Below are 14,983 nucleotides of genomic sequence, written 5' to 3'. Positions count from 1 at the left end.
TTAGTTCCGGCGCGGCTCGATCGGGAAATCATAGGCTGCCCCACCCGCCCCCGGCAGGGAAAAATGCCACCACTCTTTCGAATAGTTCACAAAGCCTTGCCTGGCCATCGCAGCCACCAGCCGCCTGCGCCAGGTGCGCTGCTCCCCTGTGATCGACGGTGCCGCAGTATGGCCTTTCGTGTCGGTGCAGTCGTAGCCGGTGCCCATGTCGACGCTGCCTTCGGGCGCGCGCGCCCCGACCGGCGCGGTGCAATCGGCATAGGTCTTTGAAGGATCATATTTCGCGGTGTTGTCGGCCTTGAGATCGACCAACGTGAGATCGAGCGCGGCACCGGTCGAATGCTGCGAACGGCTGGCGATGTAGCCGAGGCGGAACAGCTCCGTCTTGGGAATTTTGGGATTGTAGCGCCGCTCGGCGGCGGTCTCGTGGCCGTTCTGCGACCACTTGACCATGTCGAGCGAGGCCCGCGCCGGCCGGTAGCAATCGAACATCTTGAGCGACAGGCTTTGCGCCGCGAGCTCTTCCTGGACCGCCTTCAGCCGCAGTCCCACCTCCCTTTTGACCACGCACTCTCCGGCGCCATAGCCCGCAAGCGGACGCCCGACGAAATTGTTCGACGTGGCATAGCGAATGTCCTGAATGATGCTGGGGTCGATGTCGCGCAAGTACGCGAAGCCGCCCGGCAAGGCCTGCGCCCGCGCCGGCGCGGGGACGGATATTGCAAGCAGCACGACCAGCGTTGCGCGCGCTGCGATCCCAATCCTTGCGGTCATTGCACCGGATCCGAGCTGACCAGAAGTTTCGTGATCGCGGTGTCCATGTATTTGTTGCCGGCCCAGACATCGTCGATGATGAACTGCAGCCAATAGGCCGCAATCGGCGGCCGCAATGTCAGGAGCTGCGCCGACAGCTTGTCGTCGAGAATGAAAGTCCGGGACTCGCCGCCCGAGAGCAGCACCCGGATCTGACGGACCCTGTTGTTCTTGGCGAAGATGTCGGGGCTCTTCTGATAGCCGTTCTGCACATGGATCGACTTGACAAGCCGCAGGGTTTCGAACTCGATCGTGATCCATTCGCCGATGCCGTTGCCCGACGCACCCTCGACCCAGGCCGTCCCTGTAGAGGCGTCGAACAGGTTCGCAGCGCCGTACGAATTGCCGTATTGCGGCTTCAGCATCGAGCTGACGCAATAGGTCTCGAATCCGCTGCGGGCGCAGCTTTCACCGGCCGTGGACGGGCGCTGCGGACGAAAGGCCGATCGCTCCGCGACCGCAGGACTTGCCGGCGGCTTCACCAGCATGCCCGCCACTTTCGCCCCGTTCGACGATCCCGCATTCCAGAGATAGATGCGTCCGCCGAGCGTCTGGTCGTAATAGGCCGGCGTCTGTTCGTGTGGCGCCGGTTGCCCTCCACCGTCCGTCGCGGTCTGCGCCAGCGCCGCCACACGCTCGCGCACTTCGACCGCGAGATCGCCGAGGTGCAGCTCGGGCCGCTTCAGCTGCTCGATGAATATCCGCGTGAACACCGAATTATGTGCATTATCGTTGCTGCTGAGCTGATCGAGCGCCGTCTGGCCGATCCCCGCGGAATAGAGCGTGAAGATCCCGCGCGCCGGCCGCGCATCAGCGAGCCCGCGCGTATTGCCGATCGAACGGCCGGCGGCGCGCGGAAACGGATTGTCACGGCAGGCGTCGATGACGATGAAGGCGACCCGCACCGACTTCGCCTGAAGCTCCGCAATCACGTCAGGCTCAGCGATCGAGGCCCCGCGCACCCGTGCTTCGGCGCCCTCGACGACGGTGGGAACATCGCTCGGCACGAGGTAGTTCACCCCGGCGATGGCAACGCCATGCCCTGCATAGAACACGGCAGCCGTATCGCCCGGCTCGAGCCGCGCCGTGAAGTCCGCGAGCCGGTCGATCATGCCCTGACGGCCGAGATTGGTCCCGAGCACGATCTCAAATCCAAGTGACCTCAGCGCATCGGCGACGGTCGCTGCGTCATTGGCCGCCTTCTTCAATTGCCGGTCGGCCGGCAGGTTCGGATAGAGGTCGTTGCCGATGACGAGCGCCACGCGCTTCTCCGCCAGCGCCGGTGTCGCCAGGCCGACAAGGCACGCGGCGCTCAGCGCAGCAATATTGCGCGCCAGTCGATTAAAATACCGCGTGCTCGTCATGATCCAGCCCGTGACGCAACGAATGGCGCGAGTCTAGCGCAAAGCGGCTGCCCCGAACACAGGCTGCCAGCGTCCTCCCGACCGCAAAGCGCCGTGGATAAGTCCGCGGGCCGGATTTGAAGCTTGCTCCCCCCGGCATCCCCCCCTATAGCTCTGCTTTTAATGACATCGAAATCGACCTTCGTCCTCGGCCACCGGCATTTGCTGGGCATCGAGGGCCTTTCCGCGGCCGACATCACCGGCCTCCTCGACCTGTCCGAAGAATATGTCGAGCTCAACCGTCAGGTTGACAAGAAGCGCACCGTCCTGCGGGGACGGACGCAGGTGAACCTCTTCTTCGAGGCCTCCACCCGGACCCAATCCTCGTTCGAGCTCGCCGGCAAGCGGCTCGGGGCGGACGTCATGAACATGTCGGTGTCCTCCTCGTCCATGAAGAAGGGCGAGACGCTGATCGATACCGCGATGACGCTGAACGCGATGCACCCGGACATCCTGGTGATGCGCCATCACGCCTCCGGCGCGGTGGAACTGCTGGCGCGCAAGGTTGACGGTTCCGTGATCAATGCCGGCGACGGCGCACATGAGCATCCGACGCAGGCCCTGCTCGACGCACTCACCATCCGCCGCAACAAGGGCCGGATCGAAGGCCTCGTGGTCGCGATCTGCGGCGACGTGCTGCATTCGCGTGTCGCCCGCTCCAACATCATCCTGCTCAACACGATGGGTGCCCGCGTCCGCGTGGTCGGCCCCACCACATTGATGCCGCCCGGCATCGAGCGGATGGGCGTCGAGGTCGCGCGCGACATGCGCGAGGGCCTCAACGGCGCGGATATCGTCATGATGCTGCGGCTGCAGCGCGAGCGCATGAACGGCTCCTTCGTACCGTCGTCGTCCGAATACTTCCACTATTTCGGGCTCGACCAGAAGAAGCTCGCTTACGCCAAGCCTGATGCCCTGGTGATGCATCCCGGCCCCATGAACCGCGGCGTCGAGATCGATTCGATCGTGGCCGACGGCGCGCAGTCCCTGATCCGCGAACAGGTGGAAATGGGCGTCGCCGTGCGCATGGCGGTGCTGGAAGCGCTAGCCCGCAACCTGCCGAACGCGTGATGCCGATGCTGACCGATCGCCGCCCCATCCTCCTCGCCAACGCCCGCGTCGTCGACCCCTCCAGGGATTTCGACGGTGTCGGCGACGTCCTCATCGCCGACGGCATCATCCGCGAGACCCGTCGCGGCATCGGCGCTGCCGGCGTCCCTGAAGGCACCGACATCGTCAACTGCTCCGGCAAGGTCGTCGCGCCCGGCCTGATCGACATGCGCGCCTTCGTCGGCGAGCCCGGCTTCAGCCATCGCGAGACCTTCGCCACCGCGAGCCAGGCGGCTGCGACCGGCGGCATCACCACCATCATCTGCCAGCCCGACACGTCTCCGGTCATCGACAACTCGGCGACCGTCGACTTCGTGATGCGCCGCGCCCGCGACACCGCGATCGTCAACATCCAGCCGATGGCCGCCCTCACCAAGGGCATGCACGGTCAGGAGATGACCGAGTTCGGCTTGCTCAAGGCCGCGGGCGCCGTCGCCTTCTGCGATAGCGCCAGAAGCGTGACCAATGCGCAGGTGATGCGCCGCGCGCTGACCTACGCGCGCGATTTCGACGCGCTGATCGTCCACTACACCGAGGACCCCGATCTCGTCGGCGAGGGCGTGATGAACGAAGGCGAGTTCGCATCGCGGCTCGGCCTGGTCGGCATCCCGAATGCCGCCGAGGCGGTAATCCTCGAACGCGACATGCGCCTCGTCGCGTTGACCGGCGGCCGCTATCACGCGGCCTCGCTGACCTGCATCGACTCGCTCGACATCCTGCAGCGCGCCCGCGATGCCGGCCTCCCCGTCAGCGCCTCGGTCTCGATCAACCATCTCGCGCTGAACGAGAACGACATCGGGCCCTACCGATCCTTCCTGAAGCTGTCGCCGCCGCTGCGGACCGAGGACGACCGCCGCGCGCTGGTGGCCGCGACCGCCTCCGGCCTGCTCGACGTCATCATGTCCGACCACAATCCGCAGGACGTCGAGGTCAAGCGCCTGCCCTTCGCGGAAGCCGCTCCCGGCGCCGTCGGTCTGGAAACAATGCTGCCGGCGGGTCTGCGCCTCGTTCACAACGGCGAGCTGGAACTGAAGACGCTGATCCGGGCAATGTCGACCCGCCCGGCCGAGCTGCTCGGCCTGCCTGGTGGAACCCTGCGCGCGGGCAGCCCGGCCGATGTCATTGTGATCGACCCCGACGTGCCCTGGGTGGTCGATCCCGCCGACCTCAAATCACCCTGCAAGAACACCCCGTTCGACGAGGCCCGCTTTACAGGCCGCGTGGTGCGCACCATTGTCGGCGGTCGCACGGTGTACGAGCATGTCTGACGTGCAAGATCGTTCGAGGCAATTCAGCCTTTGGAGACTCAGCCATGGGGCTTGAAGCCTTCCTGCCGGTGGCTTTCGTCATCGGCTACCTCTTCGGCTCGATTCCGTTCGGGCTGGTCCTGACCAGGCTCGCCGGCACGCAGGATATTCGCTCGATCGGCTCCGGCAGCATCGGCGCCACCAACGTGCTGCGCACGGGCAGCAAGGCTCTTGCCGCAGGCACCCTGTTGCTCGATGCGCTCAAGGGCACCGCGGCTGTGGTGATTGCCGGCTATCTTGCCGGCCCCAACGCCGCCATGGTGGCCGGGCTCGGAGCGTTCCTCGGTCATCTCTTCCCGGTCTGGCTCAAGTTCAGGGGTGGCAAGGGCGTCGCCACCTACATCGGCGTCCTGCTCGGCCTGTTCTGGCCCGGCATGGTGGTGTTCTGCCTGCTTTGGCTGGCGACCGCCTTAACCACCCGCTATTCGTCGCTCTCGGCGCTGGTGGCGGCCTTCATCACGCCGATATTCCTGTGGTGGTTCGGGCACCTCGCGCTCGCAGCATTGTTCGCGGTGCTGACGCTGCTGATGTTCTACGCGCATCGCGAGAACATCAAGCGGTTGCAAGGGGGCAAGGAAAGCCGCATCGGCGAGAAGGCGTAGCGCATTTCCAGAGAAGCCGGGCATCTACGGATACCGAAGCAACCCTTCTGCATTATATGCCCAAATCCTGTTCGCAACTCGCGGCCGAATCACGGTTGTATTGGCGAGCGGGTTCCGAGCCTGTCATCCTGACGGCGGAAATGGCGGCGGTTGCTCAGCATGAGCGAGAAGATTGTCGGCACGCATGACGGAGTTGGTTCGCTGGGTGCTTCCTGCACCGCAGCAAGCCGTCTGCTCTCGACGACCAATATCTGGTCCGACTCGCCCTCGCTTCCGCCAAAGTCTCTTCCGGACTTGCCGCCAGCGGCACAACTCGATGTGATCGCGCAAGCGCCCGCGACGGTCGAGGTCGCGACCAGAGCTGCGCCGGTCGGGCCCGCGCAGGCACGCTCCGACCAATGGCCGCCGCGAAGACTCTCGCTGGCGCTCCAGGGCGGCGGCACCTTTGCCGCCTTCACGTGGGGCGTGCTGGAGCGGCTGCTGGAAGAGCCCATCGAGATCGACACGATCAGCGGCGCTAGTGCCGGCGCGATCAATGCGCTCCTGCTCGGCTCCGGCCTCGCGGAGGGCGGCCGCGAAGCTGCACGTAGCCGGCTGAGCCGGTTCTGGCTTCGCCTGATGCATGAGGCCTCGTTTCGCTCGCTGATGCTGGTCGGTGGCTTCTCGCCGGCGGGAAGCTCGGTCGCGTTCGGTCCGACCTTGCGCTCCGGCCATTTCGATCCGTTCGATCTCGATCCGCTCAGGCAGGCGTTGTCGCGCGACATCGACTTTTCCGCGCTGCGTGGCGCCCGCTGTCCAAAGCTGCTGATCGCGGCGACGCGGATCCGTGACGGGCAGCAGCAGATCTTCCGCAACGACGCCCTCACCGCCGACGTCGCGCTGGCCTCGACCTGCCCGCCGCTGGTTCACTGTGCCGTCGAGATCGACGGCGAGGCCTATTGGGACGGCGGCTTCGGCGGCAATCCGCCCCTGCTGCGGCTGGCGCAGGAGACGACAACGTCCGACGTCCTGCTGGTCCAGGTCACGCCGGCGCGCGACGGCTACGTGCCGATCACGCTCGCTGCGATCGACCGCAGGCTTGACCAGATCGCGGCCAACGCGGCGCTCAATGCCGAGATCGCCGCGATCGAATGGGCGAAGGCGCATGCCGCACCGTCGCTGCGCCTCACCAGGATCGCGGCAGAAGACTCCGTTGACGGCCTGGCGCAGCGCTCATCGACCGATCTCGGCCGCGGCTTCATTCGGCAACTGCACCGGAGCGGCCGTCACGCTGCCGAGCGCTGGCTCGGGCAAGACGTGACGAGCAATGAGACTCAACGCAAATTGCCCGCGGCCGAACCGGCGCTAGCCTGACTTCGCCAGCGCGTCCTCCAGGAACCACGCCGCAGCGAGTGCGACCGGATCGTTGCCGAAGCGCGCGATCACCTGCACGCCAACAGGCAGGCCACCCACCTTCAGCACCGGCACGTTGACACAAGGATTGCCCATCAGGGTCCAGAGCCGGTTGTAGCGGGGATCGCCTGTCGTCGCGAGCTCCTTGGCCGGCGCCGTGCCCGGCGCCGAATAGGTCAGGAGCACGTCGATGCCCTCGAACAGCTCGCCGAGCTCGCGGCGGCCACGACGGCTGATCCGGCGCGCATTGTCATAGTCCTTCGGCGTCAGATTGGCGGTCGCATCGAGGCTTGCCCGCAGCATCGGCGCGATCTCGTCGTGACGCTCCGAAAACTCCCAGGCCAGCGCGCGATGCGCCTCGAAATCCTGGACGATGGGATGGATGCGCCAGGCCTCCTGCACGGCCTCAGGCAGATCGATGGTCTGCACACTGGCACCGGCACGTTCGGCGGCTTTGATCGCGGCCTGCAAGCCCTCTTCGGCCGCCGGCTCCACGCTGCCTGCAAACTCCTGCCTGACCACGCCGATGCGAGGCGATTTCGCCGGAACGATGCCGGCAAATTCGGTGCGCCCCGTCATGGCCAACAATCCGCGCGCGAGATCTTCCGCCCGCGATCCAAACAGGCCGACGGTGTCGAGCGCCCACGAATAGCACTTCACGCCGACCGTCGGCAGCATGCGGAATGACGGCTTGATCGCGGCGGTCCCGCAATAGGCGGCGGGCCGGATCACCGAGCCACCGGTCTGGGTGCCCAGCGCCAGCGGGATCATGCCGGCGCCGACGGCCGCCGCCGAGCCCGAGGACGAGCCGCCCGGCGTGTGGCCAAGGTTATGCGGATTGAGCGTCGGCGTTGGATCTCGCGAGGCGAACGCCGTTGTCGTGGTCTTGCCGATGATGGTGGCGCCCGCCCGCTTCAGCATCATCACGACGGGTGCGTCGGCGCGCGGCTGCCAGCCACGATAGATCTCCGAGCCCATCTCGGTCGGCATGCTGGCGGTGTCGATGATGTCCTTGATCCCGACCGCGATGCCGCGCAGGGGACCCGTGGCCTGCGCTCTTGCCGACTTGTCGTGGCGGACGAAGGCACGGACGTCCTTCTCCTTGGCCTCGATCGCCGCGTGCGACTGGACGATGGCGGCATCGGGCGACAACTCGCCCGCTTCAATGCGGCGCTGGAGGTCGGCGAGTGAGATCATGGCAACATCCTTCTTATTGGCATCGCTTTTAACATCGGGGCGAAGTCGCGCAAGCACACGCCGCTGTTGCGCAACGCCCTCAGGTTGTTCCATGCTGTGCCTGCAAGGAGACGCCGTGGACGCCATCAATTCGAGCGTGGAGCTGACCGAGGCTGAGCGGATCGACCGGCTGCGGCTGATCCGTTCCGACAATGTGGGCCCGCGCACCTTCCGCTCGCTGCTCGATCATTTCGGCACCGCGCGCGCCGCGCTGGAGCGGCTGCCGGATCTGGCGCGGCGCGGCGGCGCGCAGCGATCGGGGCGCATCTGCAGCGCCGACGAAGCCAAGGCCGAGCTTGCCGCGAGCCGCAAGTTCGGCATCGCCTGGCTTGCGCCGGGCGAGGACGGCTATCCGGCCCGGCTGGCGATGATCGACGATGCGCCGCCGCTGCTCGCCGTGCGCGGTGACGCGAAAACCTTGATGCGGCCGATGATTGCGATCGTCGGCTCGCGCAATGCCTCCGGCGCGGGGCTGAAGTTCGCCGGCCAGCTCGCGCGCGAGCTCGGCGAAGCCGGCTTCGTCGTCATCTCCGGCCTGGCCCGCGGCGTCGATCAGGCCGCGCATCGCACGAGCGTCGACGGCGGCACGGTCGCAGTGCTGGCCGGCGGGCATGATCGCATCTATCCGCCCGAGCATGGCGATCTCCTCACCGCGATCCTCGACCACGCGGGCGCCGCGATCTCCGAGATGCCGCTCGGCCACGAGCCGCGCGCCCGTGACTTCCCTCGCCGCAACCGGCTGATCTCGGGCGCCTCGCTCGGCGTGGTCGTGGTGGAGGCAGCGCACCGCTCGGGTTCGCTGATCACCGCGCGCATGGCGGCCGAACAGGGCCGCGAGGTGTTCGCCGTGCCGGGCTCGCCGCTCGACCCGCGCGCCGCCGGCGCGAACGATCTGATCAAGCAGGGCGCAACGCTGGTCACGGAAGCCGCCGACATCGTCAACGCGGTCCAGCCGATCATGGAGCGGCCGCTGATGCGTCCGGCTGAAGAGCCCGACAGCGAGCCGTTCGAGAGCGATCCGCAGGGCCACGACCGCGACCAGATCACCGGCCTGCTCGGCCCTGCCCCTGTGACGATCGACGACCTCGTGCGGATGTCGGGCGCCTCGCCCGCGATCGTGCGCACCGTGCTGCTGGAGCTCGAGCTTGCCGGAAAGCTCGAGCGTCATGGCGGCGGGTTGGTGTCGCTGATCTAGTTATCGTTGCGCTGATCGAAACGTGTCCGTGCAGCCTCGATCTGCCCCAGATGCTCCATTGCCCATCTGCCGAGGGCCTCGACCGGCTGCGACAGCCCGCGGCCGAGATCGGTCAGCTCGTAATCGACGCGCGGCGGAATGGTCGGAAAGATCGTGCGCGTGACGAGGCCGTCGCGCTCCAGCCCGCGCAGCGTCAGGGTCAGCATCCGCTGCGAGATACCGTTGATCATGCGTTTGAGCTCATTGAAGCGCTTCGGCCCGCCGCCGAGCATCATGATCACGAACACGCTCCATTTGTCGCCGACGCGGGACAGCACGGAGGCGACCCCGCGGCAGTCGGCATGGTTGGGATCCGGCCTCGCATCTGACCCTGGATTTGGCCTCGGCGAGGCAGGCAAATCAGTGTTCTCAGGTTTCAACAATGTGCCCATGGCTCAAAAAAGTGCGTTCTTGCGGGGATTTCGATAGTCACTCATGTAGCTCTGGTTACAAACTTATACCAGGGTGACCTCGAATGAAACTCCTCCATATCGACTCCAGCGTGCTCGGCCCCCACTCCGTCTCCCGGCAGGTTTCCGCCGCCATCGTCGATCGGCTCCGGCAGGCGACCCCCGCGCTCGACATCGTCTATCGCGACCTGACCCAGATCCCGCTCGCCCATCTCTCCGGCTCCCACCTCGCAGCCGCGCAAGGCGCGCCGGCGCCGGCTGAACTGGCGCCCGACCTCGCCGCCAGCGCTGCCGCGCTGGACGAGTTCCTGGCCGCCGACATCGTCGTGATCGGCGCGCCCATGTACAATTTCACCATTCCGAGCCAGCTCAAGGCCTGGATCGACCGCATTCTCGTTGCGGGCAAGACATTCAGCTATGGGGCGAATGGACCGCAGGGCCTTGCCGGCGGAAAGCGCGTGATCGTGGCGATCTCGCGCGGCGGCTATTACGGCGCGGAGACGCCCTACGCGGCCGGCGAACATCTCGAGACCTATCTGCGTTGGGTGTTCGGCTTCATCGGCATCACCGATCCCGAATTCATCTTCGCCGATGGCATTCAGGTCGGACCGGACCATCGCGAGAAGGCGCTCGCAGGCGCGCTCCAGGCTGCAATCAGCCTGCGCGCAGCCTAGAGCTCACGACAGCTGACCCGTCGGGCGCAACTCGCGTGTTGCGCCCGACCGGGTTCGCTGGGCCGATCAACCGCGATAGATCGGCGCGCCGCTCGGAGAGGCCACCGCACCGCCGTCGACGAAGATCTCCTGGCCCTGCACATGCGCGGAATCATCCGAGGCCAGGAACAGCACCGTCTTCGCAACATGATCGGTTTCGCCGAGACGGCCGAGCGGCGTCGACAGCGCGATCCGCTTCTCGAATGCCTTCTCGGCATCTGGCGTCGCGGTCGCAGGTCCCCAGATCGGCGTACGGGTCGCACCGGGCGCCACGACATTGACGCGGATGCCGCGCGGCGACAGCTCCGATGCCATGATCCGCGCCATCGCGCGCACGCCGGCCTTCGCGGCACCGTAGGCCGAGTAGCCGGGAATGCCGAGTACCGAGATCACCGACCCGTTGAGGATGATGGAGCCGTTGTCGTTGAGATGAGGCAGCGCGGATTGGACGGTGAAGAACACGCTGGTCAGGTTGGTGCTGATGACTTTCTCGAAGACATCAAGCGTTGCCGAGCCGAGCGGCGTGCCGCCGGCGATGCCGGCATTGGCGAACACGATGTCGAACTTGCCGAATTTTTCGGCGCCTTGCTTGATCGCAGCGTCCGTCGCGGCGATGTCGGTGGCATCGGCAGCGAGCGCGAGGGCGTTCGGCCCGAGCTCCTTCGCGGCGGCCTCCAGTGTCTCCTTGTTGCGGCCGGTGATCACCACTTTCGCGCCCTCGGCCACGAACAGCTTTGCGGTCGCAAGGCCAATGCCGCTGTTGCCGCCGGTGATCAGGGCCGTCTTGTTCTTCAGTCTCACGTTAGCCTCCAGTGGTTGCATAATAAAACCAATTTGCCATCTAGGGCATATGGTTTTATAATGCAACCACACAAGCGTGTGATCGACGCCGGACTTGGCGAAATGCTGTGAGACATGGACGATGGTGAAACGAACGAGCTTCGAAAGCGATTCCTGCCCGGTCGCACGGGCGCTGGACGCGATCGGCGATTGGTGGTCGCTGCTGATCATCCGTGAGGCGCTGTCCGGCCAGCGCCGCTTCGGCGAGTTTCAGAACAGGCTCGGCATGGCCAAGAACATCTTGTCGGCGCGGCTGCGCGCGTTGGTCGATCACGGTATCCTGGCGACCGCCCCCGCCTCCGACGGCAGCGCGTATCAAGAATATGTGCTGACGCCAAAGGGCCGCGGTACCTTCCCGATCCTGGTCGCGCTGCGGCAATGGAGTGAGGAATTCGACGATCGCCCCGAGGAAATCGCGACCATCCTGGTTGATCGCGAGAAGGGCCGCCCGGTGAAGAAGCTGGAGATGCGCGCGGAGGACGGGCGGCTGCTCAGCTCGGCGGAGACAATGCTGAAGCCGCGGCCGGCTCCGCGACGGCGATCGGCCTGAACGCGCACGGCTGCCACCACGCTGTCATTGCGAGGTCAGAGCCCCGCGCTCTCAATCTGTCACCGTCACCCTGGGCGTCCGCTCACGCCTCCAGCGACAACGGCTTTGCCGTTGCGCGGGGATCACGGAACCAGCAGCATGTCATGTTCACGACAGCTTGCGCTTGCTCCGCAGCCTCAAGTGCTCGTCGGCCTCGAGCTGCGTCATGCCTAATAAATAATGTAGCACGTGCAGCTTGTGGCGCTCGGCGAGCTTGCGCAGGGCGGCGCTCTGCTCGGCAATGAAGGCGACCGCCTCATCCGCCCCGCCTTCGCCCGGTTCCTCGTGGCGCGAGCCCCCCGGCGCGCCTGATGCGACGCGCGGCCGTTTCTTTCCCGGCTTAGTCACCAGACCCCACCCCGAATCCATGCCCCGGTGAAACATTACGCCGACATCGGCCGCAACTCCAAGGTGGTATTCTGCAACTTTCTCGATATGAAACTTTTCCCATCGCGGCGGCCTTCAACACCCTTCGATTTGACAGGAACGACCTCACCACCCATGTTCGGGTCGAAACGGCCGACCCGAGTCCTTTCGTTTTCGGCCCAAGATTTTCCCATAAGTTACTGGAACTACATGAATATCGTCATTGTGGAGTCGCCGGCGAAAGCCAAGACGATCAACAAATATCTGGGCTCGTCCTACGAGGTCCTGGCTTCGTTCGGCCATGTCCGCGACCTGCCCGCCAAGAACGGCTCCGTCGATCCCGAGGCCAATTTCAAGATGATCTGGGAGGTCGACCCCAAGGCGGCCGGCCGGCTCAACGACATCGCCAAGTCCCTGAAGAACGCCGATCGCCTGATTCTCGCCACCGACCCTGATCGCGAGGGCGAGGCCATCTCCTGGCACGTGCTGGAGGTGCTGAAGGAAAAGCGCGCGCTGAAGGACCAGAAGATCGAGCGTGTGGTGTTCAACGCCATCACCAAGCAGGCGGTCACGGACGCGATGAAGCATCCGCGCCAGATCGACGGTGCGCTGGTCGACGCCTATATGGCGCGCCGTGCGCTGGACTATCTGGTCGGCTTCACCCTCTCGCCCGTGCTGTGGCGTAAGCTGCCGGGCGCCCGCTCGGCCGGCCGCGTGCAGTCGGTGGCGCTGCGCCTCGTGTGCGACCGCGAGCTCGAGATCGAGAAGTTCGTCGCGCGCGAATATTGGTCGCTGATCGCAACCCTCTTGACCCCGCGCGGCGATGCGTTCGAGGCCCGCCTCGTCGGCGCCGACGGCAAGAAGATCCAGCGCCTCGACATCGGCACCGGCGCGGAAGCCGAAGACTTCAAGAAGGCGCTGGAAGCCGCCAGCTATGCCGTCACCGCGGTCGACGCAAAGCCGGCCCGGCGCAATCCGCAGGCGCCCTTCACCACCTCGACGCTGCAGCAGGAAGCTAGCCGCAAATACGGCTTCGCGCCGGCGCACACGATGCGCATCGCCCAGCGCCTCTATGAAGGCATCGACATCGGCGGCGAGACCACCGGACTCATTACTTATATGCGTACCGACGGCGTGCAGATCGATCCGTCCGCGATCACCCAGGCGCGCAAGGTGATCGGCGAGGATTACGGCAACGCCTACGTGCCGGACGCGCCGCGCCAGTATCAGGCCAAGGCCAAGAACGCCCAGGAAGCGCACGAAGCGATCCGCCCGACCGACATGTCCCGCCGCCCCGACAGCATGAGCCGCAGGCTCGATGCCGATCAGGCGAAACTCTATGAGCTGATCTGGAAGCGCACCATCGCGAGCCAGATGGAATCCGCCGAGCTGGAGCGCACCACCGTCGACATCGCGGCGAAGGCGGGTGGCCGCACGCTCGAGCTGCGCGCCACCGGTCAGGTCGTCAAGTTCGACGGCTTCCTCGCGCTCTACCAGGAAGGCCGCGACGACGAGGAAGACGAGGATTCGCGCCGCCTGCCCGCGATGAGCCCGAACGACGCGCTCAAGCGGCAGAGCCTGTCGGTCACCCAGCATTTCACCGAGCCGCCGCCGCGCTTCTCCGAGGCCTCGCTCGTCAAGCGCATGGAAGAACTCGGCATCGGCCGGCCCTCGACCTATGCCTCGATCCTCCAGGTGCTGAAGGACCGCGGCTACGTCAAGCTGGAGAAGAAGCGCCTGCACGGCGAGGACAAGGGCCGCGTCGTGGTCGCGTTCCTCGAAAGCTTCTTTGCCCGCTACGTCGAATACGATTTCACCGCCAATCTGGAAGAGCAGCTCGACCGCATCTCCAACAATGAGATCTCCTGGCAGCAGGTGCTGAAGGATTTCTGGACCGGCTTCATCGGCGCCGTCGACGAGATCAAGGATCTGCGCGTGGCGCAGGTGCTCGACGTGCTCGACGACATGCTCGGACAGCACATCTATCCGCCGCGGCCCGATGGGGGCGACATCAGGCAGTGCCCCAGCTGCGGCAATGGCCGTCTCAATCTCAAGGCCGGCAAGTTCGGCGCCTTCGTCGGCTGCTCGAACTATCCTGAGTGCCGCTACACCCGCCAGCTCGCCGCCGATGGCGAGGCGACTGCCGACCGCTCGCTCGGCCAGGACCCCGAGACCGGTCGCGATGTCTGGGTCAAGGCCGGCCGCTTCGGCCCCTACATCCAGCTCGGCGAGCAGAAGGACTACGAGGAAGGCGAGAAGCCGAAGCGCGCAGGCATCCCGAAGGGTACCTCGCCCGGCGATGTCGAGCTCGAGCTCGCGCTCAAGCTGCTGTCGCTGCCGCGCGAGATCGGCAAGCATCCGGAAACCGGCCAGCCCATCACCGCGGGTCTCGGCCGCTTTGGGCCGTTCGTGAAGCACGAGAAGACCTATGCCAGCCTGGAAGCCGGCGACGAGGTGTTCGACATCGGCCTCAACCGCGCGGTCACGCTGATCGCGGAGAAGGTCGCCAAGGGCCCGAGCCGCCGCTTCGGCGCCGATCCCGGCAAGGCGATCGGCGATCATCCGACGCTGGGCACCGTCACCGTCAAGAGCGGCCGTTACGGCGCTTACGTCACCGCCGGCGGCGTCAACGCGACGATCCCGGCCGAGTTCGAAAAGGACACCGTCACGCTGCCGCAGGCGATCGCGCTGATCGACGAGCGCGCGGCCAAGGGCGGCGGCAAGAAGCCGAAAAAGGCCGCAAAGCCGGCCAAGGCCAAGAAGGCTGTGGCGAAGGCCGCGGACGGCGAGGACGCCGCGCCAAAGCCGAAGAAACCGGCCGCGAAGAAAGCCGCGGCCAAATCGAAAACCGAATCCATCAGCAAGGCGCGCGCCGCCGTGCCGTCGTCGGCCAAGACGTCGCCGACCAAGGCCGCCGCCAGCAAGGCTCCGGCCAAGAAGAGTGCCGGCAAGCCTTGAACAAGACTTG

At 65.9% G+C, this 14,983-nt stretch carries 14 protein-coding genes; 8 read left to right on the top strand and 6 right to left on the bottom strand.

What is annotated here, in order from left to right; all coding sequences use genetic code 11:
• Both RX330_RS17330 and RX330_RS17325 read right to left on the bottom strand, forming a co-directional pair.
• Positions 1-774 carry a M15 family metallopeptidase gene (locus tag RX330_RS17330; protein WP_317243762.1) on the bottom strand — a complete coding sequence of 258 codons (774 nt, stop codon included), beginning with the start codon at positions 772-774 and terminating at the stop codon, positions 1-3.
• A complete protein-coding gene (locus RX330_RS17325; RefSeq protein WP_317243761.1) occupies positions 771-2,177 on the bottom strand; it encodes an NADase-type glycan-binding domain-containing protein in 1,407 nt (468 codons plus the stop codon). Before RX330_RS17325 ends, RX330_RS17330 begins: the two co-directional genes overlap by 4 nt.
• 162 nt (positions 2,178-2,339) lie before the next feature.
• On the opposite strand from RX330_RS17325, the gene RX330_RS17320 reads away from it, so the two are divergent.
• The 4 genes from RX330_RS17320 to RX330_RS17305 all read left to right on the top strand — a co-directional run bounded on the left by RX330_RS17320 (position 2,340) and on the right by RX330_RS17305 (position 6,588).
• On the top strand, positions 2,340-3,287 hold the full coding sequence (locus RX330_RS17320) for an aspartate carbamoyltransferase catalytic subunit (RefSeq protein WP_212089576.1): 948 nt from the start codon (positions 2,340-2,342) through the stop codon (positions 3,285-3,287).
• Between the two features lie 5 nt (positions 3,288-3,292).
• Positions 3,293-4,594 carry a dihydroorotase gene (locus tag RX330_RS17315; RefSeq protein WP_317243916.1) on the top strand — a complete coding sequence of 434 codons (1,302 nt, stop codon included), beginning with the start codon at positions 3,293-3,295 and terminating at the stop codon, positions 4,592-4,594.
• 44 nt (positions 4,595-4,638) lie between these two features.
• On the top strand, positions 4,639-5,235 hold the full coding sequence (plsY, locus tag RX330_RS17310) for a glycerol-3-phosphate 1-O-acyltransferase PlsY (RefSeq protein ID WP_212089571.1): 597 nt from the start codon (positions 4,639-4,641) through the stop codon (positions 5,233-5,235).
• Between the two features lie 159 nt (positions 5,236-5,394).
• Positions 5,395-6,588: a patatin-like phospholipase family protein gene (locus RX330_RS17305; protein WP_317243760.1), complete on the top strand. Its 1,194-nt coding sequence runs from the start codon at positions 5,395-5,397 to the stop codon at positions 6,586-6,588.
• Here the strand turns inward: RX330_RS17305 and RX330_RS17300 are convergent.
• Positions 6,580-7,824 (bottom strand): amidase, encoded by a 1,245-nt coding sequence (locus tag RX330_RS17300; protein ID WP_317243759.1) that lies wholly within the window; start codon positions 7,822-7,824, stop codon positions 6,580-6,582. The genes RX330_RS17305 and RX330_RS17300 overlap by 9 nt on opposite strands.
• Positions 7,825-7,915: 91 nt before the next feature.
• Here RX330_RS17300 and dprA point away from each other — a divergent pair, with 91 nt between their 5' ends.
• On the top strand, positions 7,916-9,058 hold the full coding sequence (gene dprA, locus RX330_RS17295; RefSeq protein ID WP_317243758.1) for a DNA-processing protein DprA: 1,143 nt from the start codon (positions 7,916-7,918) through the stop codon (positions 9,056-9,058).
• On the opposite strand, the gene RX330_RS17290 is transcribed toward dprA, so the two are convergent.
• Positions 9,055-9,489, bottom strand: a complete 435-nt coding sequence (locus tag RX330_RS17290) for a winged helix-turn-helix transcriptional regulator (protein WP_317243757.1) — start codon at positions 9,487-9,489, stop codon at positions 9,055-9,057. The two genes, dprA and RX330_RS17290, sit on opposite strands and share 4 nt — an antisense overlap.
• 83 nt (positions 9,490-9,572) lie before the next feature.
• On the opposite strand from RX330_RS17290, the gene RX330_RS17285 reads away from it, so the two are divergent.
• Positions 9,573-10,181, top strand: coding sequence for an FMN-dependent NADH-azoreductase (locus tag RX330_RS17285; RefSeq protein ID WP_317243756.1), 609 nt, complete (start codon positions 9,573-9,575; stop codon positions 10,179-10,181).
• Positions 10,182-10,247: 66 nt separating this feature from the next.
• Here RX330_RS17285 and RX330_RS17280 read toward each other — a convergent pair whose 3' ends face one another.
• Positions 10,248-11,021, bottom strand: coding sequence for an SDR family oxidoreductase (locus RX330_RS17280; RefSeq protein WP_317243755.1), 774 nt, complete (start codon positions 11,019-11,021; stop codon positions 10,248-10,250).
• A gap of 121 nt (positions 11,022-11,142) precedes the next feature.
• On the opposite strand from RX330_RS17280, the gene RX330_RS17275 reads away from it, so the two are divergent.
• Positions 11,143-11,610, top strand: a complete 468-nt coding sequence (locus RX330_RS17275; protein WP_317243754.1) for a winged helix-turn-helix transcriptional regulator — start codon at positions 11,143-11,145, stop codon at positions 11,608-11,610.
• A gap of 147 nt (positions 11,611-11,757) precedes the next feature.
• Here RX330_RS17275 and RX330_RS17270 read toward each other — a convergent pair whose 3' ends face one another.
• Positions 11,758-11,997 carry a hypothetical protein gene (locus tag RX330_RS17270; protein WP_212089558.1) on the bottom strand — a complete coding sequence of 80 codons (240 nt, stop codon included), beginning with the start codon at positions 11,995-11,997 and terminating at the stop codon, positions 11,758-11,760.
• A 228-nt stretch (positions 11,998-12,225) separates the two neighbouring features.
• Between RX330_RS17270 and topA the strand changes: the two genes are divergently transcribed.
• Positions 12,226-14,973 (top strand): type I DNA topoisomerase, encoded by a 2,748-nt coding sequence (gene topA / locus RX330_RS17265; RefSeq protein ID WP_317243753.1) that lies wholly within the window; start codon positions 12,226-12,228, stop codon positions 14,971-14,973.
• Positions 14,974-14,983: the final 10 nt, after the last annotated feature.

This window comes from Bradyrhizobium sp. NDS-1 (assembly GCF_032918005.1).
Taxonomy (GTDB): domain Bacteria; phylum Pseudomonadota; class Alphaproteobacteria; order Rhizobiales; family Xanthobacteraceae; genus Bradyrhizobium; species Bradyrhizobium tunisiense.
Note: the sequence above shows the minus strand (reverse complement) of the source record. Positions and strands in the feature narration are given on the sequence as shown.

Excerpts from the sequence above, each read along its gene's own strand:
- RX330_RS17330 (WP_317243762.1), bottom strand. The coding sequence starts at position 774 with ATGACCGCAAGGATTGGGATCGCAGCGCGCGCAACGCTGGTCGTGCTG.
- RX330_RS17325 (WP_317243761.1), bottom strand. The coding sequence starts at position 2,177 with ATGACGAGCACGCGGTATTTTAATCGACTGGCGCGCAATATTGCTGCG.
- RX330_RS17320 (WP_212089576.1), top strand. The coding sequence starts at position 2,340 with ATGACATCGAAATCGACCTTCGTCCTCGGCCACCGGCATTTGCTGGGC.
- RX330_RS17315 (WP_317243916.1), top strand. The coding sequence starts at position 3,293 with ATGCTGACCGATCGCCGCCCCATCCTCCTCGCCAACGCCCGCGTCGTC.
- plsY (WP_212089571.1), top strand. The coding sequence starts at position 4,639 with ATGGGGCTTGAAGCCTTCCTGCCGGTGGCTTTCGTCATCGGCTACCTC.
- RX330_RS17305 (WP_317243760.1), top strand. The coding sequence starts at position 5,395 with ATGAGCGAGAAGATTGTCGGCACGCATGACGGAGTTGGTTCGCTGGGT.
- RX330_RS17300 (WP_317243759.1), bottom strand. The coding sequence starts at position 7,824 with ATGATCTCACTCGCCGACCTCCAGCGCCGCATTGAAGCGGGCGAGTTG.
- dprA (WP_317243758.1), top strand. The coding sequence starts at position 7,916 with ATGCTGTGCCTGCAAGGAGACGCCGTGGACGCCATCAATTCGAGCGTG.
- RX330_RS17290 (WP_317243757.1), bottom strand. The coding sequence starts at position 9,489 with ATGGGCACATTGTTGAAACCTGAGAACACTGATTTGCCTGCCTCGCCG.
- RX330_RS17285 (WP_317243756.1), top strand. The coding sequence starts at position 9,573 with ATGAAACTCCTCCATATCGACTCCAGCGTGCTCGGCCCCCACTCCGTC.
- RX330_RS17275 (WP_317243754.1), top strand. The coding sequence starts at position 11,143 with ATGGTGAAACGAACGAGCTTCGAAAGCGATTCCTGCCCGGTCGCACGG.
- topA (WP_317243753.1), top strand. The coding sequence starts at position 12,226 with ATGAATATCGTCATTGTGGAGTCGCCGGCGAAAGCCAAGACGATCAAC.